28 protein-coding genes are annotated in these 23,328 nt (G+C 69.4%); 21 read left to right on the top strand and 7 right to left on the bottom strand.

Features of this window, described 5'->3' with window-relative positions:
* The 3 genes from VBO01S_RS15485 to VBO01S_RS15495 all read right to left on the bottom strand — a co-directional run.
* On the bottom strand, positions 1 to 217 hold a 217-nt coding region (locus tag VBO01S_RS15485), incomplete at its 3' end, for a FecR/PupR family sigma factor regulator (protein ID WP_157627374.1).
* A 61-nt stretch (positions 218 to 278) separates the two neighbouring features.
* Entirely contained in the window at positions 279 to 782 is a 504-nt protein-coding gene (locus VBO01S_RS15490; protein ID WP_062475907.1) for a sigma-70 family RNA polymerase sigma factor, read from the bottom strand.
* Between the two features lie 97 nt (positions 783 to 879).
* Positions 880 to 1,629, bottom strand: a complete 750-nt coding sequence (locus VBO01S_RS15495) for an SDR family oxidoreductase (protein WP_062475909.1) — start codon at positions 1,627 to 1,629, stop codon at positions 880 to 882.
* A 102-nt stretch (positions 1,630 to 1,731) separates the two neighbouring features.
* Between VBO01S_RS15495 and VBO01S_RS15500 the strand changes: the two genes are divergently transcribed.
* Complete coding sequence (locus VBO01S_RS15500) at positions 1,732 to 2,637, top strand: AraC family transcriptional regulator (RefSeq protein WP_062475911.1); 906 nt, start codon at positions 1,732 to 1,734, stop codon at positions 2,635 to 2,637.
* A 13-nt stretch (positions 2,638 to 2,650) separates the two neighbouring features.
* Here VBO01S_RS15500 and VBO01S_RS15505 read toward each other — a convergent pair whose 3' ends face one another.
* Positions 2,651 to 4,348, bottom strand: a complete 1,698-nt coding sequence (locus VBO01S_RS15505; RefSeq protein WP_062475913.1) for a long-chain fatty acid--CoA ligase — start codon at positions 4,346 to 4,348, stop codon at positions 2,651 to 2,653.
* A gap of 208 nt (positions 4,349 to 4,556) precedes the next feature.
* Between VBO01S_RS15505 and VBO01S_RS15510 the strand changes: the two genes are divergently transcribed.
* The 3 genes from VBO01S_RS15510 to VBO01S_RS15520 all read left to right on the top strand — a co-directional run bounded on the left by VBO01S_RS15510 (position 4,557) and on the right by VBO01S_RS15520 (position 6,697).
* On the top strand, positions 4,557 to 5,117 hold the full coding sequence (locus VBO01S_RS15510) for a CHRD domain-containing protein (RefSeq protein WP_082818159.1): 561 nt from the start codon (positions 4,557 to 4,559) through the stop codon (positions 5,115 to 5,117).
* A gap of 110 nt (positions 5,118 to 5,227) precedes the next feature.
* Positions 5,228 to 5,668, top strand: coding sequence for an OsmC family protein (locus VBO01S_RS15515; protein WP_062475918.1), 441 nt, complete (start codon positions 5,228 to 5,230; stop codon positions 5,666 to 5,668).
* Between the two features lie 42 nt (positions 5,669 to 5,710).
* Positions 5,711 to 6,697, top strand: coding sequence for a Bug family tripartite tricarboxylate transporter substrate binding protein (locus tag VBO01S_RS15520; protein ID WP_062475921.1), 987 nt, complete (start codon positions 5,711 to 5,713; stop codon positions 6,695 to 6,697).
* Between the two features lie 13 nt (positions 6,698 to 6,710).
* Here VBO01S_RS15520 and VBO01S_RS15525 read toward each other — a convergent pair whose 3' ends face one another.
* Positions 6,711 to 7,439: a Crp/Fnr family transcriptional regulator gene (locus VBO01S_RS15525; protein WP_062475924.1), complete on the bottom strand. Its 729-nt coding sequence runs from the start codon at positions 7,437 to 7,439 to the stop codon at positions 6,711 to 6,713.
* A gap of 142 nt (positions 7,440 to 7,581) precedes the next feature.
* On the opposite strand from VBO01S_RS15525, the gene VBO01S_RS15530 reads away from it, so the two are divergent.
* The 9 genes from VBO01S_RS15530 (at position 7,582) to VBO01S_RS15570 (ending at position 15,108) form a co-directional block, all read left to right on the top strand.
* Positions 7,582 to 8,082 (top strand): ester cyclase, encoded by a 501-nt coding sequence (locus tag VBO01S_RS15530; protein ID WP_062475926.1) that lies wholly within the window; start codon positions 7,582 to 7,584, stop codon positions 8,080 to 8,082.
* A complete protein-coding gene (locus VBO01S_RS15535; RefSeq protein ID WP_062475929.1) occupies positions 8,079 to 8,852 on the top strand; it encodes an SDR family NAD(P)-dependent oxidoreductase in 774 nt (257 codons plus the stop codon). Before VBO01S_RS15530 ends, VBO01S_RS15535 begins: the two co-directional genes overlap by 4 nt.
* 44 nt (positions 8,853 to 8,896) lie before the next feature.
* The gene (locus VBO01S_RS15540) at positions 8,897 to 9,970 is read left to right on the top strand and encodes an MBL fold metallo-hydrolase (protein WP_062475932.1); all 1,074 of its coding nucleotides are present in this window, start codon (positions 8,897 to 8,899) and stop codon (positions 9,968 to 9,970) included.
* Between the two features lie 40 nt (positions 9,971 to 10,010).
* Entirely contained in the window at positions 10,011 to 11,348 is a 1,338-nt protein-coding gene (locus VBO01S_RS15545) for an MFS transporter (RefSeq protein ID WP_062475935.1), read from the top strand.
* Positions 11,349 to 11,436: 88 nt separating this feature from the next.
* Entirely contained in the window at positions 11,437 to 12,195 is a 759-nt protein-coding gene (locus VBO01S_RS15550) for a GntR family transcriptional regulator (protein WP_062475938.1), read from the top strand.
* Positions 12,192 to 12,989, top strand: a complete 798-nt coding sequence (locus VBO01S_RS15555; protein ID WP_062475941.1) for a transporter substrate-binding domain-containing protein — start codon at positions 12,192 to 12,194, stop codon at positions 12,987 to 12,989. The genes VBO01S_RS15550 and VBO01S_RS15555 overlap by 4 nt, the downstream gene beginning before the upstream one ends.
* 15 nt (positions 12,990 to 13,004) lie before the next feature.
* Complete coding sequence (locus VBO01S_RS15560) at positions 13,005 to 13,667, top strand: amino acid ABC transporter permease (protein ID WP_062475944.1); 663 nt, start codon at positions 13,005 to 13,007, stop codon at positions 13,665 to 13,667.
* An 18-nt stretch (positions 13,668 to 13,685) separates the two neighbouring features.
* The gene (locus tag VBO01S_RS15565) at positions 13,686 to 14,339 is read left to right on the top strand and encodes an amino acid ABC transporter permease (RefSeq protein ID WP_062475947.1); all 654 of its coding nucleotides are present in this window, start codon (positions 13,686 to 13,688) and stop codon (positions 14,337 to 14,339) included.
* On the top strand, positions 14,323 to 15,108 hold the full coding sequence (locus VBO01S_RS15570; RefSeq protein WP_062475950.1) for an amino acid ABC transporter ATP-binding protein: 786 nt from the start codon (positions 14,323 to 14,325) through the stop codon (positions 15,106 to 15,108). Before VBO01S_RS15565 ends, VBO01S_RS15570 begins: the two co-directional genes overlap by 17 nt.
* Before the next feature lie 33 nt (positions 15,109 to 15,141).
* Here the strand turns inward: VBO01S_RS15570 and VBO01S_RS15575 are convergent, their stop codons facing one another.
* Positions 15,142 to 15,462 carry a LysR family transcriptional regulator gene (locus VBO01S_RS15575; protein ID WP_159275929.1) on the bottom strand — a complete coding sequence of 107 codons (321 nt, stop codon included), beginning with the start codon at positions 15,460 to 15,462 and terminating at the stop codon, positions 15,142 to 15,144.
* 409 nt (positions 15,463 to 15,871) lie between these two features.
* Positions 15,872 to 16,417 (bottom strand): isopentenyl-diphosphate Delta-isomerase, encoded by a 546-nt coding sequence (gene idi, locus VBO01S_RS15580; RefSeq protein ID WP_062475956.1) that lies wholly within the window; start codon positions 16,415 to 16,417, stop codon positions 15,872 to 15,874.
* 526 nt (positions 16,418 to 16,943) lie between these two features.
* Here idi and VBO01S_RS15585 point away from each other — a divergent pair.
* From VBO01S_RS15585 to VBO01S_RS15620, 8 genes are all read left to right on the top strand, one after another.
* Positions 16,944 to 17,447: a P-loop nucleotide/nucleoside kinase family protein gene (locus VBO01S_RS15585; RefSeq protein WP_082818161.1), complete on the top strand. Its 504-nt coding sequence runs from the start codon at positions 16,944 to 16,946 to the stop codon at positions 17,445 to 17,447.
* A gap of 11 nt (positions 17,448 to 17,458) precedes the next feature.
* Positions 17,459 to 17,947: a GNAT family N-acetyltransferase gene (locus VBO01S_RS15590; RefSeq protein ID WP_062475962.1), complete on the top strand. Its 489-nt coding sequence runs from the start codon at positions 17,459 to 17,461 to the stop codon at positions 17,945 to 17,947.
* A 72-nt stretch (positions 17,948 to 18,019) separates the two neighbouring features.
* Positions 18,020 to 18,601 carry a YceB family lipoprotein gene (locus tag VBO01S_RS15595; RefSeq protein WP_062475964.1) on the top strand — a complete coding sequence of 194 codons (582 nt, stop codon included), beginning with the start codon at positions 18,020 to 18,022 and terminating at the stop codon, positions 18,599 to 18,601.
* On the top strand, positions 18,598 to 19,605 hold the full coding sequence (locus VBO01S_RS15600) for a glycerophosphodiester phosphodiesterase (protein WP_062475967.1): 1,008 nt from the start codon (positions 18,598 to 18,600) through the stop codon (positions 19,603 to 19,605). The genes VBO01S_RS15595 and VBO01S_RS15600 overlap by 4 nt, the downstream gene beginning before the upstream one ends.
* Entirely contained in the window at positions 19,602 to 19,877 is a 276-nt protein-coding gene (locus VBO01S_RS15605) for a hypothetical protein (RefSeq protein WP_062475969.1), read from the top strand. The genes VBO01S_RS15600 and VBO01S_RS15605 overlap by 4 nt, the downstream gene beginning before the upstream one ends.
* A gap of 40 nt (positions 19,878 to 19,917) precedes the next feature.
* A complete protein-coding gene (locus VBO01S_RS15610; protein ID WP_062475972.1) occupies positions 19,918 to 20,328 on the top strand; it encodes a hypothetical protein in 411 nt (136 codons plus the stop codon).
* Positions 20,329 to 20,525: 197 nt separating this feature from the next.
* Complete coding sequence (locus tag VBO01S_RS15615; RefSeq protein WP_306301671.1) at positions 20,526 to 21,902, top strand: TolC family protein; 1,377 nt, start codon at positions 20,526 to 20,528, stop codon at positions 21,900 to 21,902.
* A 1-nt stretch (position 21,903) separates the two neighbouring features.
* Entirely contained in the window at positions 21,904 to 23,328 is a 1,425-nt protein-coding gene (locus VBO01S_RS15620; protein ID WP_062475976.1) for a multicopper oxidase family protein, read from the top strand.

Consider the following 23,328-nt stretch of genomic DNA (forward strand, 5'->3'; position numbering starts at 1 on the left):
ACATCGCCAGCGCCGGCGGCAGGCCGCCGAGCTTGTTCATCAGCTGCTCGGCGCGCGCCCAGGCGCGGGCGTGGTCGGGGTGGCTCTGGCGCCAGCGCTCGCAGGCGCGGCGGTCTTCGTCGGTGACGGCGCTGTCGTGCAGCCGCATCAGCCATTCGGCGGCTTCGTCGAGCACGCGAGGCGCAAGTGCTGACGTTTCGAAATTCATGGCGCTCATCAGAATGCCTTCGTGCTTCGCACTTCGGCGCGCGCTTGCTTGGGGCGGCCCGGCGCGGCGCTCATGCCATCACCGCCAGGCAGCCCCGGAAGCCCTGCTGCATGTAGCGCTTGACCGTGACCAGCGACACGCCCAGCTCGCGCGCGATGTCCTCGTACTTCATGCCGTCGAGCTGCGACAGCAGGAAGGCCCGGCGTGCGAGCGGCTTGAGGGCGTCGAGCATGGCGTCGATCTCGTGCAGCGTCTGCAGGATCACCAGCCGCTGCTCGGGCGACGGCGCCTCGGGCTCGGGCATGACGGCCAGCGCCTCGAGGTAGGCCCGCTCCAGCGCCTGGCGCTGGTACCAGTTCACGAGGATGTTCTTGGCCACGCTCGTGAGGTAGGCGCGCGGCTGCGCGATGACCTCGAGGTTGCGCGCCGTCAGCAGCCGCGCGAAGGTGTCCTGCGCCAGGTCGGCCGCGTCACACGAATTGCCGAGCTTCTTGCGCAGCCACGACTGCAGCCAGCCGTGGTGGTCGCTGTAGAGGGTGTGGACTTGCTGGAAGGCGGCTTCGGCAGCGGACATGGCGGGCGGCACGGCGGCGGGGGTTCCGCCTACAAATAAGAATTATTCTCATTTTAAGCAAAAAGGCCGCAGTGCCCGCGCTTGCGGACAGCGTGGCTCAGGCCGGCCGGGCCGCCGCGAGCGCCACCGCGTCCGCGCCCGCCGGATAGCGCAGCGTCGCCGCCGTGTCGTTCGCGGCGCGCCAGACGGCCTCGGCCACGTCGGCCGCCGTGGTCACGGCCGTGGGGTTGCCCAGCGCAGCGAAGACGTCCTGCGCCAGCGGTGCGTAGTCCGGCGGGATCAGGCCCTGCATGCGCTGCGCCCCGTTCTCGGTGAACCGCGTGCCGGGCCCGTAACCCGGCTCGACCAGCTTCACGCGCACGTTGAAGGCCGCCAGCTCGAACGCGAGCGAGGCGGTGAAGCCCTCGATCGCCGTCTTGCTCGCGGTGTACGCGGCCACCAGCGGCATCGGCGCGAGCGTGACGGTCGAGGTGACGTTGACCAGCACCCCCGAGCGCCGCGCCCGGAACTGCGGCAGCACGGCCTGCGCCATGGCCATCATGCCGAAGGTGTTGGTCTCGAACACCTCGCGCACGGTGGCCATGGGCGTGGCCTCGAAGGCGCCGAAGAGCCCGACGCCCGCGTTGTTCACGAGCAAGTCGATCGGGCCCGCGTTCTCGATGGCGGCGGCGATGCTGTCGGGTTGCGTCACGTCGAGCGGCAGCACGCGCAGGTTCGGCGCGTCGGGAAAGAGGTCGTCGCGCGGCGTGCGCATGGTGGCGACGACGCGCCAGCCCTGGGCGTGGAAGTGGCGCGCGGTGGCCAGGCCGTAGCCGGAGGAGCAGCCGGTGATCAGTGCGGTTTTCAATGGGGTTCCTTGGTGGTGGGCGATGAAGAGTCCCAACGATAGGGATGACCGACCGGACTTGCTACCATCGAACGTCGCCATTTCTTTTGCAGGAGTCCAGCCATGGCCGATCCCCTGGCCGAGGTCATCGCGCTGCTTCGCCCGCGCGCCGTGTATTCCAAGGTGATCGCGGGCGCCGGCGCCTGGGCCGTGCGCTACACGGCCTTCGGCCAGCCCAGCTTCTGCACCATGCTCGAGGGCGACTGCATCCTGGCGGTCGACGGCCAGCCGCCGCTGGCGCTGGCCGCCGGCGACTTCCTGCTGATGCCGGCCACGCCCGGCTTCACGCTGTCGGGGCGCACGCCGGCGCCGCCGGTGTTTCTCGATTCGCATGAGCAGGCGGCGCGCGAGGACGCACACAACGAGGTCCGCCACGGCGACCGGAACGGTCCACCCGAGGTGCGCATGCTCGGCGGCTACTTCGCCTTCGATTCGCCCGACGCCGCCCTGATGGTGTCGCTGCTGCCTTCTGTGCTGCACATGCGCGGCGTCGCGCGGCTGTCGCTGCTGGTGCAGCTCGTGCGCGAAGAGTCCCTGGCGCAGCGGCCGGGGCGCGACCTCGTGCTCGGGCGGCTGGTCGAGGTGCTGCTGATCGAGGCGCTGCGCTCGGCGCCCGGCGAAGGCGCGCCGCCGGGGCTGCTGCGCGCGCTGGCGGACAGCCGGCTGGCCGCCGCCGTGCGGCACATGCACGCGGACCCCGCGCGTTCATGGACGGTGGAAGAACTCGCCAGCAAGGCCGCGCTCTCGCGCTCGGCCTTCTTCGAGCGCTTCTCGCGCGCCGTGGGCCTGCCGCCGATGGAATACCTGCTGGCGTGGCGCATGGCGATCGCCAAGGACCTGCTGCGCCGCGGCGGCTGCGCGCCGGCGGAGGTGGCCGCGCGCGTCGGCTACAGCTCGGCCAGCACCTTCAGCACGGCCTTCAGCCGCCATGTGGGCCAAGCGCCGGGGCGCTACGCGCGCCAGCTGTAGCCCACAGCGACGATCAGGCCGCGGTGCCTTCCTTCTCCTGCAGCAGGCGCCACATCACCTTGCCGCTGCCGCTCTTGGGCAGCGCATCGACGAACTCCACCTTGCGCGGAATCTTGTAGACCGCCATGTTCTCGCGGCACCAGTCGATGATCTGCTGCTCGGTCGTGTCCTTGTGCGTGGCGCGCAGCACCACCACGGCCTTGACCGATTCGCCGCGGTAGTCGTCCTTGGTCGAGATGACGCAGGCTTCCTGGATCGCGGGGTGGCGGAACATCAGCAGCTCGACCTCGGCCGGCCACACCTTGAAGCCGCTCGCGTTGATCATGCGTTTGAGGCGGTCGGTGATGAAGAAGTAGCCCTCCTCGTCCATGCGGCCCATGTCGCCCGAGCGGAAGAAGCGCTTGCCCTCGAACTCGACGAAGGCAGACTTGGTGGCGTCGGGGCGCTTCCAGTAGCCTTGGAACACCTCGGGGCCGTGGATGATGATCTCGCCCGATTCGCCGATGGGCATCTCCTGCAGCGTGTCGGGGTCGACCACGCGCGCGTCGGTGCTCATGAACGGAATGCCCAGGCACTGCTGCTTGGGGTGGTCCGAGGGGTTGGTGTGCGAGGGCGCGGCGGTCTCGGTGAGGCCGTAGCCTTCCTGGTACTTCAGGCCGTACTGCTCGAACAGGCGCTGCGCCACGGCCTGCGGCATGGCGGCGCCGCCGCCGCCGATGTGGGTCATGCTCGTGAGGTCGTAGCTCGCGAAGTTGGGGCTGGCCATGAGGTCGATGACCATGGTGGGGATGTTGGTCCAGCTCGTGACCTTCCAGCGCGAGATGAGCCGGCCCGCCACGTCGCGGTCCCAGCGCGGCATGATGACCAGCGTGGCCGCCGCGAGGATCGAGGTGTGCATCATGCTCACCACGCCGGTGATGTGGAACATCGGCACCACGGCCAGCACCACCGCCTCCGACGTGGCCTGGCCCCAGAGCTGGCCGGCCATCGCGTTGTGCATGAGGCTCGAATGGTGGTGCACGCAGCCCTTGGGCAGGCCGGTGGTGCCGCTGGTGTAGGGCAGCAGCGCCATGTCGTTGGCGCCCACCACGTGTGCGGGGGCCGGGTGGCCGGCCGCGAGCGCGTCGGTCCACGCCATGACCTGGCCGTCGGCCAGCGCGGGCAGCGGGTGGCGCGTGCCGAGCCAGTCGGCCCAGGCCGGCGCGGGGGCGTCGTCGCCGGTCACGCCGGCATCGAAGGCGTCGGTGAACTGGCTCACGATGAGGTGCGACAGGCGCTGCTCGGGCGGCAGTGCGTCGCTGGCCTTGGCCAGCTCGGCCGCGAGGTCGCCGGTGGTGATCGCCACCTTGGCGTCGGGGTCGACGATGTAGTGCTTGAGCTCTTCGGCCCGGTTCATCGGGTTGACCGGCACCACGACGGCGTTGGCGCGCAGGATGGCGAAATGCGCGATCACCAGCTGCGGGCAGTTCTGCATGTTCAGCACCACGCGGTCGCCGCGCTGCACGCCCAGCGCATGCAGCGTGCCGGCCAGCCGCTCGACCTGGTCGGCCACGTCGCGGTAGCTCAGCACGCGGCCGAAGAAGACCAGCGCGGCCTTGTCGGGGTAGCGCGCCGCCGAGGTGGCCAGGTTGTGCCACAGCGAGGTCGCGGGGACGGTGATCGAATGCGGGAGGCGCTTGGGCCAGAACTTGTAATGCGGGCGTGGTTGCATGGTCTGTGAACAGGCGGAGGAGGAAAAAGGAGAGGGAAAGAAAGCGGTGCGACAAAGGCGCAATGCGCCAGCCTAAGCCGCACCGGCCGCCGCTCCCATCGGGGAAGCCCCCGGGGCGTCACCTTGGCGACGCCCATTCTTCGTACGTCGGGCATGCGCAGGCGCATCGGCTATCGTGCGGGCTCCGCTTCACCTGTGCCTGTCTGCCATGCCCGATCCCGCCCGCCCCACCTTGCGCCGACGCATCGCCCTCTTCGGTGCCGCACTGGCCGCCCTGGCCGCGGCGGGCTGCTCGCGGGTCCCGCGGTTCGGCTTGTCGTCCCCGGCGACGGAGCAGCCGTCCAAGGAACCACCGACCTGGTTCGTGGCCGACTGCTGGCTCGGAACCGAGGACGTGGTCCCGCCGCACAAGGGCAAGGCCGGCGGCTCGGCGGCCGGCACCCTGACGCTGGCCACCGGGCTGTTCGAATGGCGCGTGAACGCCGCGCGCCTGAGCGGCCCGGCGACGGTCGTCGGCTTCTACGGCCCCGCCGCCGCGGGCAGCAACGGCCCGCTGGCGATCCAGCTGCCGCTGCCCAGCGAGGGGGAGCCGCGCAACGACGGCACCGGCGCCGGCTACGAGCGCACCGGCACGAGCCGGTTGACGCCCGCGCAGATGGCCGACCTGATGGCCGGCCTCTGGTACGTCAGCGTGTCGACGCAGGCCTGGCCGGGCGGCGAGGTCCGCGGACAGTTGAAGCGCAGCACGTGGGGCGTGCACGGCGGCTGACGTCGGACCCCGATGCGATGCGCTCTGCGACTACAGACAGGCGCGGATTTCGGAGCGATACCTGCGGTTCTCCCTTTCCGATCCACCCTCCACCTGACTGAAGGAATGTCATGGCAGCAGACAAGCACGCAAGCGTTCACTGGGAAGGCGCCGGCAAGACCGGCAAGGGCCTGGTCAGCACCGAGACCGGCGCCCTGAAAGACTACCCCTACGGCTTCGCCAGCCGCTTCGAAGACGACCGGCGCGGCACCAACCCCGAGGAAATCGTCGGCGCGGCCCATGCGGCCTGCCTGACGATGGCCTTTGCCTTCGCGCTGGAAGCGGCAGGCCTGACCGCGACGCGCATCGACACCAAGGCCGCCGTGCGGCTGGCCAAGGACGGCGCCGGTTTCAAGATCGACCGCATCCAGCTCGAACTGGACGCGGCCGTGCCGAACCTCGACGAAGCGAAGTTCCAGGAAATCGCCGCCGCCGCCAAGGCCGGTTGCCCGCTGTCGAAGGCGCTGGCGAGCGTGCCCGAGATCACGCTGAAGGCCACGCTGGCGAGCTGACCGCGCTGCTTATGATCGTCTCCACAAAAAAGGAGACGGATCATGAGCAAGCCCACCCGGACCGCATCGGCGGTCCTTTCTTTCGCCCTCGGCGCGTTCGGTGCGTTCGGCACCACGGCGGCCCTGGCCGCCTACCCCGACAAGCCGATCAAGGTCGTCATCGGCTTCCCGGCCGGCGGCCCGCTCGACCAGCATGCGCGCCTGTTGACCGACAAGCTGCAGGCCGTGCTCGGCCAGCCGCTGATCGTCGACTACAAGCCCGGCGCGGGCGGCTCGGTCGGTGCCGACTTCGTCGCCAAGAGCCCGGCCGACGGCTACACGCTGGTGCTGGCCAACACCGGCGTGGCGGTGATCAACGGCGCGCTCTACAGCAAGCTGCCCTACAACACGCAGCGCGACTTCGTGCCGATCGCGCGCACCGCGATGCAGCCGCTGGCGCTGCTGGTCACGCCCAAGCTGCCGGTGCAGAACCTCAAGCAGTTCATCGACTACGCCAAGGCGCGGCCGGGCCAGGTCAACTACGGCTCGGCGGGCAACGGCGGCATCAGCCACCTCGTGCCCGAGATGTTCAAGACCGCGACCGGCCTCTTCATGGTGCACATCCCCTACCGCGGCAGCGCGCCAGCCTTCACCGACCTGATGGGCGGGCAGGTGCAGTTCATGGCCGAATCGATTCCGCAGGCCGCCAACTATCACAAGCAGGGCAAGGTGCGCGCGCTGGCCGTGACCAGCCGCGAGCGCAACCCCGCGCTGCCCGACGTGCCGACCGTCATCGAGTCGGGCGTCAAGGGCTTCGAGGTGGTGGGCTTCTACGGCTTCCTGGCGCCGAAGGACACGCCCAAGGACGTGGTCGCCAAGCTCAGCGATGCGTTCAGGCAGGTGCTGACCAGCCCCGAGGTGCGCGAGCGCATGGTGAGCCAGGGCGCGGACCCGGCCTACCTGGGCAGCGAGGACTTCGCACGCTTCCTCGCGACGGAAACGCCGCGCTGGGACAAGGCGGTGAAGGCCTCGGGCGCGCGGATGGACTGAGCCCCGCCAGCGCTCAGCGCGGCGTGGCCGCGTGCCGCTCCAGCTGCGCGCGGTCGAGCAGCTCGATGCTGCGGTAGCGCACGCGCAGCGTGCCGTCTTCTTCCCACAGCTTGAGCTGGCGGTTCACGCTCTGGCGCGACACGCCGAGCATGAACGACAGGTCTTCCTGCGACACGCCCAGCAGCGTGCCGCCCCCTTCCTCCGTCGGCGCCACCGCGCGCGCGTCCAGCGTGAGCAGCCGGTGCGCCAGCCGCACGGGCAGCGGCATCAGGATCACGTCGTCGATCCAGGCCAGCGCCTGGCGCAGGCGCAGGCACACGAGCCGGGTGAAGGCCATGTGCACGTCGGGATGGTCGGCCACCAGCTGGTGGAAGTCGGCCGCGGCGACCACGGCCATCTCGGTGGTGCCGACGGCGCAGGTGTCGTAGACGCGCTCGCGCCCCACCAGCAGCGAGACCTCGCCGAACCAGTGGCCCGGCTCGAGCATCGCGATCACCGCTTCGCGCCCGCCCGGCGCGACCACGCTCACGCGCAACGAGCCGCTGACCACGCCGAACAGCGCGTCGGGCGACGAGCCCTTGTGGAACAGCGATTCGCCGCGCACCAGCGTGCGCCGGTGCGCCACGGCGAGCAGGCGCTGCTGCACGTCGTCGGCCAGCCGCATGTCGCTGTTGTGCACGGGCGAAGGCTGTGCGTCCGGCTCGGCGGGGCTGGCGCTGGCAGAAGGGGAAGAGCGTGGCATCGCGGGTTTGTCCGGAGCCTCGATTGCCAACACCGGACAGTCTGGCGTCGAGGGGCTGTCGATAGTACGCAGGCCACCCGGGTCGACGCATTCGCGGCAACCCGATGTCCCCTGTCACCCCTGTCGCATGGAGCACACCCCGATGACCACACTGACCGACCTGCAAGCCCGCCGCGAGCGCCTCGTGCTCGACCATTTCGCCGACGAGACCCGCCAGGACTTCGACGCGGTGCTCGGCACCTTCCCGCACCCGCACTACGAGCTGATTCCCAGCGGCGAGGTGCACGACGGCATCGCCGACGTGCGCCAGTACTACACCGACACGCGCCGCGCCTTCCCCGACCAGCGCCACGAGATCATCCAGCTGCGCCATGCCGACGATTCGGTGGTCGTGGAGTTCTGGCTGCTCGGCACGCACCACGGCCCGCTCAAGGGCCTGCCGCCGACGGGCAACAGCTTTCGCTGCCGCATGAACGCCTTCTTCATCTTCGAGGGCGACCGGCTGGTGTGCGAGCGCGTGTACTTCGACACGCTGACGATGCTGCGCCAGCTGCTCGTGGGCGTGCCCCCGGAGATGGTGGGCGGCCTGGTCGCCGGGCTGCTCGGCCAAACCGCCCCGCAACCTGAGGCCGCCACGGCATGACCGACACGCTCGCCCGGCCACTCGAAGGGCGCCATGCGATCGTGACCGGCGGTGCGCGCGGCATCGGCCTGGCCATCGCGCGGCGCTGCCTCGCGAACGGCGCGAGCGTCGCGCTGTGGGATGTCGAGGCTGCGACGCTGATGGATGCCATGGCGCAACTGGCGCCGCGGGGCACCGTGGTCACATCGTTGGTCGACGTGCGAGACGAAGACCAGATCGCCCACGCGGCTTCGCAGTCGCAGGAGCGTTTCGGCCGCGTCGACGTGCTCGTCAACAACGCGGGCGTGCTGGGGCCGACGGTGCCCGCGTGGGAGCACACGCCCGCGCAATGGCGCCACGTGCTCGACATCAACCTCACGGGCGCCTGGCTGTGCTGCCGCGCCATCGCGCCGCTGATGCTGGCGCAGCGGCGCGGGCGCATCGTCAACATCGCCTCGGTCGCGGGCAAGGAAGGCAATGGCTTCAACGCCGCCTACTCGGCCTCGAAGGCCGGGCTCATCGCGCTGACCAAGTCGCTCGGCAAGGAGCTGGCGTCGTCGGGCGTGCTGGTGAACTGCATCACGCCGTCGGCGGCCGACACGGCCGTCTTCGCGGGTGTGCCCGCCGAGCACCGCGAACAGCTGCGCACCGCCCTGCTCTCGCGCGTGCCGATGGGGCGCTTTGTCGACGTCGACGAGGTGGCGGCGATGGCCGCGTGGCTGGCGTCGGACGAGTGCTCGTTCAGCACCGGGGCGGTGTTCGATATCTCCGGAGGGCGCTCGATGTATTGAGCGACGCACCAGGCAGCCCACGCATCCAGACACAGGAGACGACCATGACCCGAGACCCCGACCCCACCGGCTTCGCGCAGATCACCGAACTCGACGGCACGCGCCACGCCGCCATGCCGCAAGACCGCCTGCGCGCCATCCGCCGCGGCGCCGAAGCCCTGCGCGAGCGGCTGCTCGACGCACCGCCCGTTCACTTCGCGCGCAGCTTCAACCTGCTGCGCATTCCGTACCCCGCGTGGTTCGCCTTCACCGGCGTGTACTCGCAGCAGCTGCTCAAGCCGCACATGGTTCACCTGCTGGCGCGCACCGTGCTGGTCCAGTACGACGACTTCGAAGGCCGGCTGCGCACGCTGCTCTTCACGCCGGCCGACTTCGAAGCCGGCAACGAAACGCCCTACTTCAAGCGCCTGAGCGACCAGACGCCGAAGTTCCTGCACAAGGCCATCGCACCGGTCTACCAGACCGTGCTGCAGGCGCTCGCCGGCTGCGGCGTGGCGCCCGAACAGATCGACCACATCACCTACGACCACCTGCACACGCAGGACGTGCGCCGCTGGCTCGGCAGCGCGGGCACACCGGGCCTGCTGCCGAACGCGAAGCTGCTGGTGCACCGCCAGGAGCTCGCGAACGTGCAGGGCCTGCTGCCGGTGCAGGCCGAGTGGTACTGCCCGCACGGCCTGGACGGTGTGCCGACCGAGCGCATCGTCGCCTTCGACGGCAGCCTGCAGCTCGGCCCCGGCGTCGCGCTGGTGCACACGCCGGGGCACACCGAAGGCAACCACTCGCTGGTGTACCGCACGGGCGACGGCCTGCGCGTGAGCAGCGAGAACGGCGTGTCGGCCGACAGCTGGGCGCCGCTGCAGTCGCGCCACAACGGCATCCGCCGCTATGCACAGGCCACGGGCGCCGAGGTGATCCTCAACGGCAACACGCAGGAAAGCAGCAACGACCAGTACCTGTCGATGGTGCTCGAGAAGACGCTCGCGGGCACCTCGGCGCTGCATGGCTTCAGCAACGTCGTGCCGTCGGCCGAGTGCTCGCCGCACTGGCTGTTTCCGGGCGCGCCCACGAGCCACCTGTGGGGCGAAACCAGCTTCGGCGCGCTCGTGCGGGCCTGACCTGCCAACACGCGCACAAAAAAGAAAAGGAGACACACCGATGAACACCGCCACCCTCGATGCCGCCGCCGGCGCGCGCACGCCGGCTTCGGCCGATGCGCGCGACGACGCCGCGCTCTTTCGCAAGATCACCTGGCGGCTGATGCCGCTGCTGTGCGCCTGCTACGTGCTGAACTACCTGGACCGCACCAACGTCGGCTACGCGCAGCTGCAGATGAAGGACCAGTTGGGCTTCAGCGACGCGGTGTTCGGCCTGGGGGCGGGCATCTTCTTTCTCGGCTACGCGGTGTTCGAGATCCCGAGCAACCTGATGCTCGCGAAGATCGGCGTGCGCGCCACGCTGCTGCGCATCATGGGCCTGTGGGGCCTGGCCTCGGCGGCGATGATGTTCGCCACCACGCCCACGCAGTTCTACGTGCTGCGCTTTCTCATCGGCGTGTTCGAGGCCGGCTTCGCACCGGGCGTGCTGTTCTACCTGACGCTGTGGTTTCCCTCGCGCCGCCGCGCGCAGGCCACCGCGCTCTTCTTCATGGCCTTCGGCGCAGCGCCCATCGTCGCGGGGCCGATCGCCGGGCTCACGATGACCTACCTGGACGGCGTGCTGGCACTGCGCGGGTGGCAGTGGCTGTTCCTGCTCGAAGGGCTGCCGAGCGTGCTGCTGGGCGTGATCGCCTTTCGCACGCTGTCGAACAGCCCGGCGCAGGCGCCGTGGCTTTCGGCGGCCGAGAAGCAGCGCGTGGCGCACCTGCTGGCCGAGGACCAGGCCGCGCACGGCGCCGCCGGGCGCCACACCTTCGGCGCGGCGATGCGCGACGGGCGCGTGTGGCTGATCGGCTTCATGTCCTTCCTGATCATCCTGGGCATCTATGCGCTGTCGTTCTGGCAACCGACGATCCTGAAGTCGATGGGGCTCAGCGTGCTGCAGATCGGCTTCTATTCGGTGATTCCCGCCGTGGCCGGCATCGCGGCCAACATCGTCGTGGGGCGCCATTCCGACCGGCACCAGGAGCGCCGCTGGCACTTCGCGCTGGGCGCGCTCGCGGGCGCGGCCGGGCTGGCGCTGACCACGCTCTTCATGCACAACCCCGTGGCCGCCGTGCTGTGCCTGGCGCTGGCGTCGATGGGCATCTCGAGCGCCTTCACCGTGCTGTGGGCAATTCCCGGCAGCTTCATGTCCAAGAGCGCGGCGGCGGCGGGCATTGCGCTCATCAGCACCATCGGCGGCAGCGCGGGGCTGGTGGCACCGATGATGGTGGGCGCGCTCAAGACGCTCACGGGCGGCTTCACGGCCAGCCTGTATGTGCTGAGCGGCGCGCTGGTGCTGTCGGCGCTGCTCATGCTGCTGGCCCTGCCCCGCAGCGCGCTCGGCCAGCGCTAGCGCGCACCGCCGGCGCACCACGGCCGGCCCATTTCGGTGCACACGGCTTGCATACCAGTTGGCACGGAAGCTGCTGATATGCAGGCCTATGGCCATCTCCGCATCCGAAATCAGTGCACGCATCGTCGAAGCGGTGATGGCACAGAAGCTCGCGCCCGGCGCGCGCCTGGGCGAGCAGCCGCTGGCGATGCTGTTCGACTGCAGCCGCACCATCGTGCGCGAGGCGCTCACGCGGCTGGCTGCGCGCGGCATCGTCACGGTGAGCGCGCGGCGCGGCTGGTTCGTCATCGAGCCCTCGCAGGACGAGGCGCGCGAGGCCTTCGAGGCGCGGCGCGTGATCGAGCTCGGCCTCATCCGCAGCACGGGCCGGATCGACAAGGCCGCCCTGCGCCAGTTGAAGGCGCACCTGCAACGTGAAAAGGCCGCACTGAAAGAGAGCGACGTCGGCCACCGCAGCTTTCTTCTGGGCGACTTCCATGTGTGCCTGGCCGAATGCCTGGGCAACACGCTGCTGGCCGACACGCTGCGCGACTTCACCGCGCGCACCACACTGATCGCCATGCTCTACCAGAGCACGCACGACGCCGTGCAGTCGTGCGAAGACCACGTGCAGATCGTCGCGGCGCTGGAGCGCGGCGACCACGCCGCCGCCGAGGCGCTGATGGCCGAACACATCGGCACGGTGCAGTCGGCGCTGCGCGTGCAGGCGCCCGCCGACCCGCTCGCGCAGCTGCGCGATGCGCTGGCACCGCTGAACAACACCCCCACACCGAAGCGCCGCCGCAACGCCGCGCCCGCCGACGACGCCACCACCGATTCATCGACCTACCTAGGAGCCCTTCTATGACCTCTTTCGCCTCCCGCCGCCTTGCCCTCGCGCTGGCCAGCGTCGCCCTGCTGGCCGTCACCGGCGCCGCCCAGGCGCAGAACGCGCTCGACAACGTGCTCAAGGCCAAGACGATCAAGATCGCCGTGCCCACCGACTACCCGCCGTACGGCTCGGTCGACCGCAACATGCAGCCGCAGGGCCTCGACGTCGAGATGGCGCAGCTCGTCGCCGCCAAGCTGGGCGTGAAGGTCGAGCTGGTGCCGGTGACCAGCGCCAACCGCATCCCCTACCTGCAGACGCGCAAGGCCGACCTCGTGATCTCCACGCTCGGCAAGAACGTCGAGCGCGAGAAGGTGATCGACTTCAGCGCGGCCTACGCGCCCTTCTTCCAGGCCGTGTATGCGGCCAAGAGCATGAAGCTCACCAGCTTCGCCGACATGGCCGGCAAGACCGTCGCCGTGACGCGCGGCGCCATGGAAGACCAGGAACTGAACAAGGTGGCGCCGCCTAACGTCGACTACCGCCGCTTCGAGGACAACAACGCGACGATCGCCGCCTTCGTGGCCGGCCAGACGCAGACCCTCGCCACCAGCGCGGCGGTGGCCGGCGACATGCTCGCGAAGAACCCGAAGGTGAGCGCCGAGTACAAGCTGCTGCTGAAAGACAGCCCCTGCTTCATCGGCATCGCCAAGGGCGAGACCGCATTGAAGACCCGGGTCAACGAGATCATTGCCGCCGCCAAGAAGGACGGCACGCTCGACGCGATGTCCAAGAAGTGGCTCGGCAAGGCGGCCGGCGACCTGCCGGTTTGATCGAAGGGCGCGGCCATGGGCATTGAATTCGACTTCGGCGCGGTGCTCGCCGAATGGCCGCTGCTGCTGCGCGGCGTGGCATGGACGCTGGGCCTCACGGCCGTCGGCACCGTGCTCGGGCTGGCCGTGGGCACGCTGTGCGCGTGGGCCCGCTCGGGCGGGCCGGCGTGGCTGCGCGCGCTCGTGGGCGCGTACGTGGAGCTGATCCGCAACACGCCCTTCATCGTGCAGCTGTTCTTCATCTTCTTCGGGCTGCCGGCTGCGGGCGTGAAGCTCTCGCCCGAGGTGGCGTCGGTGATCGCGATGGTGATGAACCTGGGCGCGTATTCCACCGAGATCATCCGCGCCGGCATCGAGGCCACGCCCAAGGGGCAGATCGAGGCCGCCGTGAGCCTGGCGCTCAGCAAGGCGCAGGTGTTCCTGCGCGTGGTGCTGCCGCCGGCGCTCAAGAAGGTGTGGCCCGCGATGGTGAGCCAGATCGTCATCGTGATGCTGGGCTCGGCGGTGTGCGGGCAGATCTCGACCGAGGAGCTGAGCTATGCGGCCAACCTGATCCAGAGCCGCAACTTCCGCGCCTTCGAATCCTTCATCGTCGCCACGCTCATCTACCTGGCGTTGGCCGTGGCGCTGCGCCGCCTGCTCCAGTGGGCGGGGCCGCGCTTCTTCTTCGGCCGCTGAACGCGAGGCCCTTGCACCATGGTCGATTTTTCTCTGTGGGACATCCTGCGCAACCTGCTGATGGCGCTGCGCTGGACCGTCGTGCTCTCGCTCATCGCCTTCGTTGGCGGCGGGCTCGTGGGCGGGCTGCTGCTGTTCGCGCGGCTGCGCGGCGGCAAGGCGGCGCAGCGGGCCGTGGGCCTGTACGTGCAGCTGTTCCAGGGCACGCCGCTGCTGATGCAGCTGTTTCTCGCCTACTTCGGCATCGCGCTGTTCGGCATCGACGTGTCGGCGTGGACGGCCGCGAGCGTGGCGCTCACGCTGTACACCAGCGCCTTTCTCACCGAGATCTGGCGCGGCTGCGTGGCCTCGATCCCCAAGGGCCAGTGGGAGGCCTCGGGCAGCCTGGCGCTGAGCTTCGGCGAGCAGATGCGCCACGTGATCCTGCCGCAGGCCGTGAAGATCGCCATCGCGCCGACGGTCGGCTTCCTGGTGCAGGTGATCAAGGGCACGGCGCTGGCGTCGGTGATCGGCTTTGTCGAACTCACCAAGGCCGGCAGCATGATTTCGAACGCCACCTTCCAGCCCTTCGTGGTGTTCAGCTGCGTGGCCCTGCTTTATTTCGTGCTGTGCTTCCCCGTGAGCCTGTACGCCAAGACCCTCGAGAGGAAGACCCATGGCCGCCGTGCTTGAACCCCAAACCCAACCCGAAGCCGCATCGTTCGCCGCGCCCATCGTGCGCATCACGGCGCTGCGCAAGTCCTACGGCACGAACGAGGTGCTCAAGGGCATCGACCTGGACGTGAAGCGCGGCGAGGTGATCGCCATCATCGGCAAGAGCGGCTCGGGCAAGAGCACGCTGCTGCGCTGCATCAACGGGCTCGAGGTGTTCCAGGAAGGTGCGCTCACTGTCGACGGCAAGCCGCTCCTGCACGAGAGCGCGATGGCCATGCGCACGCTGCGCCAGCGCGTGGGCATGATCTTCCAGGGCTTCAACCTGTTCCCGCACCTCACGGTCGGCAAGAACGTGATGCTGGCGCCCACGCTGGTGAAGAAGCGTTCGTCGATGGAAGCCGCTTCGCAGGCGCGCAAGCTGCTCGAACGCGTGGGCCTGGCCGAGAAGTTCGATGCGATGCCCGAGCAGCTGTCGGGCGGCCAGCAACAGCGCGTGGCCATTGCGCGCGCGCTCGCGATGGAACCGGCCGTGCTGCTGTGCGACGAGATCACCTCGGCGCTCGACCCCGAGCTGGTGGGCGAGGTGCTGCGCGTGGTGGAGTCGCTGGCCGACGAAGGCATGACGCTGTTGATGGTCACGCACGAGATGAGCTTTGCGCGCAAGGTCAGCGACCGCGTGATCTTCATGCACCAGGGCCGCGTGCACGAGATGGGCCCGCCAGCGGAACTGTTCGGTGCGCCGCAGACGCCGGAGCTGAAGCAGTTCCTGTCGTCGCTGCACGACTGACCGCGCGCGCGGCGGCAGCAGCAGCAGCCGCCGCTACAGGTGCTGCGATTCGTCGATGCCCAGCCGCAGCCCCGCGGCCAGCGGCGGCACCAGCCGTCCGCCGCGCCGCTCGACCTCTTCGCCTGCCTTCAGCAGCTGCTGCACCTGCTGGAAGAGTTCGTCGCCGGCCGCGGTCAGCTGCACGCCCTGCTGGCTGCGCGCGAACAGCGCGTGCCCGAGGATGCCTTCGAGCTCCCTCACGCGGGCCGTGATGGCCGGTTGGCTGACAAAGAGGTGGCGGGCCGCCGCGTTGACGGAGCCCAATGTCGCGGCCCAGTGAAAGGCCTCCAGTTGCCGGAAGGTGATGCGCAACACCGCAGCCCCCTTTCAGCCGAGGGCTGTCGTGGACGTGCAGGGGTACACCGCGGCCTGTTCGCTCTTCTGCTTCATGTCTGCCTTCTTTCAAAGCAATTCAATCGCATCGAATGGCGAGAAGGCCACGCAACGGGGAATTCTAATTGCGTGAATTCCCATGACCACGGACGCAAACCACGGATCCAATCCAATTCAACAGAGGTGATTCCTTCTCATCAAATCCTTGAATTAACCGACTCCCAGGCTTGTAAGGCATCGCCGGGAGTGAATTGAGAATTTAGTGCAATCACAGTTCCTGTTAAAGAGAATTTTTTTGATATAGAACTTTGGTGGTAGGTGCAATTCGACCGAAAGCCACGGGAATCGGTGGGCCTTGTGGGCCTGGCCGGGGCCGCGCGTCAATGCGCCGTCAATGCGTCGCCAATGCGCGCTCCCGCCAGGCCCCCAGGCCTTCCGGCCCGAAGCGCTCGGCGATGCGGTGCAGCCAGATGGTGAAGTGCGCCGGGGCCCGCGCCAGTTCGCGGTGCAACTCGGGCAATGCCAGCCATCGCCACTCGCGCACCTCGCCGGGGTCGGGTTGCGGCAGCCCGTGCGCGATGCCGACGAACACGTGGTCGTACTCGTGCTCGACCAGCTCCGCGGACACCGCCTCCCGGTAGAGAAAGGCCGTCACCGGCTGCAGCGCGCACCGCAGGCCCAGCTCTTCGTGCAGCCGCCGCAGGGCGGCCGCGCCGGTGTCCTCGCCGGGGCGCGGATGCCCGCAGCAGCTGTTGCTCCACAGGCCGGGCGAGTGGTACTTGCCCAGCGCGCGCTGCTGCAGCAGCACCCGGCCCTGCGTGTCGAACAGGAAGATCGAGAACGCCCGGTGCAGGATGCCCTCGCGGTGGGCACTCATCTTTTCGACCGCGTGCAGCGGCCGGTCTTCGGCGTCGACGGCGATCAGGAATTCGTCCATGAGCTGCTCCAGAAGTGAGGGCCCGGAGCCTCGCGGCCCCTGCGATTTCCCTGCCCTGGCGGCTTCGAAAAAAACCGGCTCACTTCTTTAGCACGTATTTTTTGCCAGGCTGCAATAAGAAATTCAAATTAGTTCAAACTAATTACATCGGCTAAGAATATAAAAAATGGAATAAACACAAATAATTACACAGATAACAAAAATATCGAATCCGATTCACAAATGCGCCCAAATCGCCCCACGGGTATTTCTTGCGCATTTCGAACCGTGGTTCCTGGTTCGCCCGCGCCGCACGGTCAATGGCGCGCCATCGGCAACGCGTGATCGCCGGCGCTTTCCCGCGCGCCCCGGGCCGGGTTAACCTCGCCCTTCATGGCCCGCCTTCGCACCGCATCGATCATTCGCCCGCTCTCGCGAGAGCGGGTGAGCTAGCGCACGGTTCGAAACCACGCCATGCAACCCGCCCCAGGAGGCGGGTTTTTCTTGTCCGTCTCCCGAGCTTTGTTCCCCACCCGCAGGAGACCGAATGACACCGACACCACCCACATCTACGCCCGTGCTGCACATGGTCTGCGGCAAGATCGGCGCCGGAAAGTCCACGCTGACCCGGCGCCTGGCGCAGGCGCCCGCCACCGTGTGCATCAGCGAGGACACCTGGCTCGCCGCGCTCTACCCCGGTGAAATCCACGCGCTGCCCGACTACGTGCGCGCCGCCGGCCGGCTAAAGCAGGCGATGGGTGAGCACGTCTGCGCGCTGCTGGGCGCCGGCGTGTCGGTGGTGCTCGACTTTCCGGCCAACACGGTGAGCCACCGCGCCTGGGCGCGCGGCCTCTTCGAGCAGGCCGGCGCGGCGCACCAGCTGCACTTTCTCGACGTGCCGGACGACATCTGCAAGGCACGGCTGCGGGCGCGCAACGCGGCGGGCGAGCACCCCTTCGAAACCTCCGACGCGCAGTTCGACCTGATCACCCGCCACTTCGTGCCGCCCACGGCCGAGGAAGGGTTCCACGTGATCCGCCACGATCGGTAAGCTGCGCGCCGATGCACATCGAACCCGCCCTGTCCACTGAAGCGCCCGCCGTCGCGGCCGTGTTGACCGAAGCCGCGCAATGGCTCGCCGAGGGAGGACGCCCGCTCTGGAGCGCCGCCGACACCGGCCTCGAACGCATCCAGCGCGACACCGACGCCGGCCGCTACGTGGTGGCCAAGGAGAACGGCGACTGGGCCGGCGTGATGCGCCTCGATCTGGAAGACCCGTCGTTCTGGCCCGAGATCGCGCCCGGCAGCGCGCTGTTCGTGCACAAGCTGGCCGTGCGCCGCGCCTGGGCCGGCCGGGGCGTGTCGCGCGCGCTGCTGGGCCATGCACGCGACCACGCCCGCGCGCTCGGGCGCCCCTGGCTGCGGCTGGACTGCGTGGCCGATCGCGCCGCGCTGCGCACGCTGTACGAGGGCTTCGGCTTCGCGCTGCACAGCTGCATCGACCTGCGCGGCGGGACGTTTGCGCGCTACGAACTGCGCGTGAACGGCTGACCGTCCGACACGCCGACGCGTCCCTTCGGCGCTGGCGGGAACATCGTGGCCTGTGGCAAGCTCGCACGCTCCATGACCGACCGAATCCCGCCCTCTCATTTCCGCCGTCGGGTGCTGCGCGCGCTGCTGGGCGCCGCCGCCCTGCCCGCGCCGTTCGCGGCGCTGGCCGGCTTCAACTTCTTCACCAATGAATACACCGCCACGCGCGAGGAGCTGCAGTCGCAGATCGCCAAGCGCTTTCCGGTGGCCGAGCGCTATGCCGAGATCTTCATGGTCGGGCTGCGCGACCCGCAGCTGGGCCTGGACGGGCGCGCCAACCGCGCGGCCATCACGGCCACGCTGACCATCGCCAGCCCGCTGCTGGCGGCCTCGCCGGTGCAGGGCGTGGTGTCGGTGAGCAGCGCGCTGCGCTACGACGCGGCGGCACGCGCGCTGCGGCTCGATCAGCCCAAGGCCGAGCGGCTCGAGCTGCAGGGCGTGGAAGGCCGCGACGCCGAGCGCCTGCAGAAGGTCGGCGCGGTGGTCGCGCAGGAACTGCTGCAGGGCCAGATCCTGCGCAGCTTCACGGCCGACGAGCTCACGGTCGGGCGCAAGACCTACGAGGTGGGCGACATCACGGTGCAAGACAACGGCATCAAAGTGCAACTCAAATGAAACAACGTGCCGCCCTTCTTGTCCTGATCGCCGCTGCGCTCGTCGGCGCCGGCTGCGCCGCCATCGCCCCGAAGGCGAAGCAGCATTTCGACCTGCAGGCCCACCGCGGCGGACGCGGCCTGGCGCCCGAGAACACGCTGGCCGCGTTCTCCAACGCGATGGACCTGGGCGTGACCACGCTCGAACTCGACATCGGGCTCACGGCCGACGGCGTGGTGGTGGTGTCGCACGACACGGCGCTCAACGCCGACCACACGCGCGACGCGCGCGGCGCCTGGCTCACGGCCAAGCCCGCCCCGTCCGTGCGCTCGCTCACGCTGGCGCAGCTGCAGACCTACGACGTGGGCCGCCTCAACCCCGAGAGCAACTACGGCAAGCAGTTCGCGCTGCAGCAGCCGCGCGACGGCGAGCGCATTCCCACGCTGGCCGCGCTGTTCGCGCAGGTGCAGGCGCGCGGCGCCGATGCCGCGCGGGTGCACTTCAACATCGAGACCAAGATCGACCCGACCAAGCCCGACGAGACCGCCGCGCCCGAGCCCATGGTGCGCGCGCTGCTGGCCGAGATCGACAAGGCGAAGATGGGCGAGCGCGTGACCATCCAGAGCTTCGACTGGCGCACGCTCGCGCTGGTCGGCCAGCTCGCGCCGCAGCTGTCGCGCGCCTACCTCACCACGCCCCGCACGCTGAAGGACAGCCGCTGGACCGCCGGCCTTGACGCCGCCGGCTTCGCCTCGGTGCCGCAGCTCGTGAAGGCCGCGGCCGGTGTATCGGCCGGGCCGCTGATCTGGTCGCCGGCGCACGCCGACCTGGGCGCCCCCGCCATCCGCGAAGCGCAGAAGCTCGGCATGAAGGTCGTGCCCTGGACCGTGAACCAGCGCGCCGACATGGTGCGGCTCATGGACGCGGGCGCCGATGGCCTGATCACCGACTACCCCGACGTGCTGCGCGACCTGATGCGCGAGCGCGGACTGGCACTGCCACCACCAGCGAAGGCCGCCTCATGAGCACCGTGACGCAACTCGACACCATCGCCTCGGGCATCGCCGCCTTGCAAGGCGGCAGCGGCTCCGTCACCACGCTCTCCACGGCCGCGCGCGCCAGCACCGAGCTGCTCGGCGCGCTGCCGCCGCGCTATGGCGAGGTGCTGCTGAACCTGCTGGACCGACTCGAATCGAGCGCGCTTTTCAGCGAGGAAAGCTGCTCGTTCAGCCAGAAAGACCTGCTCGACAACCTGCAGGTGTGGGTCGACAAGGCCCGCGGCCAACTGGTGTCTTGAGGCGCCGGCGCCCCGCCCCGGTTTATCATCGCGCCCAACCATGCGCACCCTGCTGCTCGCCCTCATGATCGCCCTGCTGCCCATCCGCGGCTGGCTCGGCGACGCCATGGCGCTCGAGATGGTGCGGCATTCGCTGCCCGCCGCCGAGGCGGTGGTGGCCGCGGCAAACGGCATCGCCGAAACGCACTGCCATGAAGCCACCATGGAGGCCGACACCGGCCACGACATGGCGGCCATGCACGACAACAGCGGCGATTCGCAGCAGTCCCACGGCACCGACCACGCGAACTGCGGCACCTGTGTCGCCTGCCAGGTCTGCCACACGGTGGCACTCGGCGGCATGCCGCTGGTCGACACCCCGCATGCGGCGCCCCAGGCGCCGCCGGCCGCGCACGCGGCCCGCTTTGCCAGCGCCGAGCCCGTCCTGGGCTTCAAGCCGCCCATTTCCTGATCTTCCTGCCCGTAGTCCGTCCGCAGTGAGCCTTTGGCTCGCAGCGTTCGCCGTATTGCCCATGGAGATCGCTCGTGAATTCCCTTGCTCGCCGGCCGTATGCCGGCATCCCCCGCTATCGGACAGATAGCCCGCCCCTCGGGCGAAAAAGTCACTTTTCATTCCTCAGAACCGCCACCGCGCTGACCGCTGCGTTGGTGCTCGCCGGCTGCGCCAGCCTGTCGCCCGACGGCGGCGCCGGCGACGTGCAGGCGCTGGTCGACGGCAATCCGCTCATGGCGGGCGCCGCAGCCCAGCGCAAGCCGGACGACGCCTCGCAGCAAAGCGTCGACGCGCTGCTGGCCAAACCGCTGGACGCCGAAGCCGCCGTGCGCATCGCGCTCGTCAACAGCCCGCGCGTGCAGGAGGCCTTTGCCACGCTGCAACTGAGCGACGCCGACCGCGTGCAGGCCGCGAGCCTGCCGAACCCGGTGCTGTCTTTCAGCCGACTGGCGCAGGGCAGCGAGCGCGAGTTCGAGCGCATGCTGACTTTCAACGTGGTGGGCCTGCTCACGCTGCCGTGGCAGGCGCGCTGGGCCGGCCAGCGGCACGAGGCCGCCAAGCTGCAGGCGGCGCAAAGCGTGCTGCTGCTGGCCGCCGACACCCGCCGCGCCTGGGTGCGCGCGGTGGCCGCGCAACAGAGTGTGAGCTACCTGCGCGACGCGAAGGACGCCACCGAGGCCGGCGCCGAACTGGCGCACCGCATGGCCAAAGTCGGCAACTGGAGCGCGCTGCAGCGCACGCGCGAACAGCTGCTGCTGGCCGACGCGTCCGCGCAGCTCGCACGCGCCGAACAGGCGGCCGTCGCCAGCCGCGAACAGCTCACGCGCCTGCTGGGCCTGAGCGGCGCGCGCACCGGCTACACCCTGCCCGACCGCCTGCCGCCGCTGCCGAAGGCCGCGCCCGAGCTCGGCGACGTGCAGGCCCTGGCGCTGCGCGACCGGCTCGACGTGCGCTCGGCGCAGGCGCAGAACACGGCCGTGGCCGGCTCGCTCGGCCTCACGCACGCCACCCGCATGATCAATGCGATGGAGTTGGGCGTGGTGCGCAACACCACCTTCGAGAACGACGCCGATCGCTCGAAATCGACCACGCGCGGCTTCGAGCTCGAGCTGCCGATTCCGATCTTCGACTGGGGCCAGGCCCGCAGCGGCCGCGCCGAGGCGCAGTACCTGCAGTCGGCCGCGCGCGTGCGCGACGTGGGCGTGCTCGCCGCCAGCGAGGCGCGCGAAGCCTGGCAGGGCTGGAACACCGCCTACGCCCTGGCGCGCCGCTACCGCGACGAGGTGCTGCCGCTGCGCAAGCAGGTCAACGAGGAGATGGTGCTGCGCTACAACGGCATGCTCGCCAGCGTGTGGGAGCTGCTCGGCGAAACGCGCGCGAGCATGCTCGCCGTGAACGCCGGCATGGAGGCCCAGCGCGACTTCTGGCTGGCCGACACCGACCTTCAACTGGTGCTCACGGGCAGCTCGCCCGGCGGCATGACGGCCCTGCAGACCGCGGCCACCAACGAACCAGCGGCGGGAGGCCACTGACATGAACCGTCGCAACTTCTTTGCGGGCGCCGCCACGGCCGTGGCCGCCTCCACCGTGAGCCGCGTGAGCATGGCCGCGCTGCCCGAGCCGGTGACACAGGCATCGACCGCCACCGCACCGCCGCTCGTGCCGCCCAACGGCCGACCCTACAACCCCGTCGTCACGCTCAACGGCTGGACGCTGCCCTGGCGCATGAACGCCGGCGTCAAGGAATTCCACCTCGTCGCCGAACCCGTCGTGCGCGAGATGGCGCCCGGCTTCAAGGTCAACATGTGGGGCTACAACGGCCAGTCGCCGGGCCCGACCATCGAGGTGGTCGAGGGCGACCGCGTGCGCATCTTCGTGACCAACAAGCTGCCCGAGCACACGACCGTGCACTGGCACGGCCAGCGCCTGCCCAACGGCATGGACGGCGTGGGCGGCATCACGCAGCCGCACATTCCGCCGGGCAAGACCTTCGTCTACGAGTTCACGGCGCGCCGCCCCGGCACCTTCATGTACCACCCGCATGCCGACGAGATGGTGCAGATGGCGATGGGGATGATGGGCTTCTGGGTCACGCACCCGAAGGCCGAGCATCCGCTGATCGAGAAGGTCGACCGCGACTTCTGCTTCCTGCTCGGCAGCTTCGACGTGGAGCCCGGCAGCGCCACGCCCAAGGTCAACACCATGACCGACTTCAACATCTGGAGCTTCAACAGCCGCGTGTTCCCGGCCATCGACACGCTCAACGTGCGCCGTGGCGACCGCGTGCGCATCCGTGCGGGCAACCTCACGATGACCAACCACCCGATCCACATCCACGGCCACGAGTTCGAGGTCACGGGCACCGACGGCGGCCCGGTGCCGCGCACCGCGCGCTGGCCCGAGGTGTCGGTCGACGTGGCGGTGGGCCAGATGCGGCAGATGGAGTTCATTGCCGACGAGGAAGGCGACTGGGCGCTGCACTGCCACAAGGCGCACCACACGATGGGCCCGATGGGGCACGACGTGCCGACCATGATCGGCGTGGACCACAAGGGCGTGGCCGAAAAAATCAAGAAGCTCGTGCCCGACTACATGGTGATGGGCGACAAGGGCATGGCCGACATGGGCGAGATGGAAATGCCCATTCCCGAGAACACCGTGCCCATGATGACCGGCACCGGCCCCTTCGGTTCGGCCGAGATGGGCGGCATGTTCACGCTGCTCAAAGTGCGGCGCGACCAGAAGCCGGGCGACTACCGCGACCCGGGCTGGTTCAAGCACCCGGCCGGCACGGTCGCGCGCGAGGTGTCGGCCAGCGGTGCGCCGGTGGCGCCGCGCAAGACCGGCACCGCGCCCGCGAGCCCCGACAGCGGCAGCGGCAGCGGCAGCGGCAGCGGCAGCGGCAGCGGCAGCGCCACCGTGCGCAAGCCCTCGGGCCATGGGGCCCACAACCACTGA

The organism is Variovorax boronicumulans NBRC 103145 (assembly GCF_001591345.1).
Lineage (GTDB): Bacteria > Pseudomonadota > Gammaproteobacteria > Burkholderiales > Burkholderiaceae_C > Variovorax > Variovorax boronicumulans.

What these genes read in the sequence shown, in the direction of transcription:
- VBO01S_RS15490 (WP_062475907.1), bottom strand. Translation starts at nt 782, where the DNA reads ATGTCCGCTGCCGAAGCCGCCTTCCAGCAAGTCCACACCCTCTACAGC.
- VBO01S_RS15500 (WP_062475911.1), top strand. Translation starts at nt 1,732, where the DNA reads ATGGCCGATCCCCTGGCCGAGGTCATCGCGCTGCTTCGCCCGCGCGCC.
- VBO01S_RS15505 (WP_062475913.1), bottom strand. Translation starts at nt 4,348, where the DNA reads ATGCAACCACGCCCGCATTACAAGTTCTGGCCCAAGCGCCTCCCGCAT.
- VBO01S_RS15510 (WP_082818159.1), top strand. Translation starts at nt 4,557, where the DNA reads ATGCCCGATCCCGCCCGCCCCACCTTGCGCCGACGCATCGCCCTCTTC.
- VBO01S_RS15515 (WP_062475918.1), top strand. Translation starts at nt 5,228, where the DNA reads ATGGCAGCAGACAAGCACGCAAGCGTTCACTGGGAAGGCGCCGGCAAG.
- VBO01S_RS15520 (WP_062475921.1), top strand. Translation starts at nt 5,711, where the DNA reads ATGAGCAAGCCCACCCGGACCGCATCGGCGGTCCTTTCTTTCGCCCTC.
- VBO01S_RS15525 (WP_062475924.1), bottom strand. Translation starts at nt 7,439, where the DNA reads ATGCCACGCTCTTCCCCTTCTGCCAGCGCCAGCCCCGCCGAGCCGGAC.
- VBO01S_RS15530 (WP_062475926.1), top strand. Translation starts at nt 7,582, where the DNA reads ATGACCACACTGACCGACCTGCAAGCCCGCCGCGAGCGCCTCGTGCTC.
- VBO01S_RS15535 (WP_062475929.1), top strand. Translation starts at nt 8,079, where the DNA reads ATGACCGACACGCTCGCCCGGCCACTCGAAGGGCGCCATGCGATCGTG.
- VBO01S_RS15540 (WP_062475932.1), top strand. Translation starts at nt 8,897, where the DNA reads ATGACCCGAGACCCCGACCCCACCGGCTTCGCGCAGATCACCGAACTC.
- VBO01S_RS15545 (WP_062475935.1), top strand. Translation starts at nt 10,011, where the DNA reads ATGAACACCGCCACCCTCGATGCCGCCGCCGGCGCGCGCACGCCGGCT.
- VBO01S_RS15550 (WP_062475938.1), top strand. Translation starts at nt 11,437, where the DNA reads ATGGCCATCTCCGCATCCGAAATCAGTGCACGCATCGTCGAAGCGGTG.
- VBO01S_RS15555 (WP_062475941.1), top strand. Translation starts at nt 12,192, where the DNA reads ATGACCTCTTTCGCCTCCCGCCGCCTTGCCCTCGCGCTGGCCAGCGTC.
- VBO01S_RS15560 (WP_062475944.1), top strand. Translation starts at nt 13,005, where the DNA reads ATGGGCATTGAATTCGACTTCGGCGCGGTGCTCGCCGAATGGCCGCTG.
- VBO01S_RS15565 (WP_062475947.1), top strand. Translation starts at nt 13,686, where the DNA reads ATGGTCGATTTTTCTCTGTGGGACATCCTGCGCAACCTGCTGATGGCG.
- VBO01S_RS15570 (WP_062475950.1), top strand. Translation starts at nt 14,323, where the DNA reads ATGGCCGCCGTGCTTGAACCCCAAACCCAACCCGAAGCCGCATCGTTC.
- idi (WP_062475956.1), bottom strand. Translation starts at nt 16,417, where the DNA reads ATGGACGAATTCCTGATCGCCGTCGACGCCGAAGACCGGCCGCTGCAC.
- VBO01S_RS15585 (WP_082818161.1), top strand. Translation starts at nt 16,944, where the DNA reads ATGACACCGACACCACCCACATCTACGCCCGTGCTGCACATGGTCTGC.
- VBO01S_RS15590 (WP_062475962.1), top strand. Translation starts at nt 17,459, where the DNA reads ATGCACATCGAACCCGCCCTGTCCACTGAAGCGCCCGCCGTCGCGGCC.
- VBO01S_RS15595 (WP_062475964.1), top strand. Translation starts at nt 18,020, where the DNA reads ATGACCGACCGAATCCCGCCCTCTCATTTCCGCCGTCGGGTGCTGCGC.
- VBO01S_RS15600 (WP_062475967.1), top strand. Translation starts at nt 18,598, where the DNA reads ATGAAACAACGTGCCGCCCTTCTTGTCCTGATCGCCGCTGCGCTCGTC.
- VBO01S_RS15605 (WP_062475969.1), top strand. Translation starts at nt 19,602, where the DNA reads ATGAGCACCGTGACGCAACTCGACACCATCGCCTCGGGCATCGCCGCC.
- VBO01S_RS15610 (WP_062475972.1), top strand. Translation starts at nt 19,918, where the DNA reads ATGCGCACCCTGCTGCTCGCCCTCATGATCGCCCTGCTGCCCATCCGC.
- VBO01S_RS15620 (WP_062475976.1), top strand. Translation starts at nt 21,904, where the DNA reads ATGAACCGTCGCAACTTCTTTGCGGGCGCCGCCACGGCCGTGGCCGCC.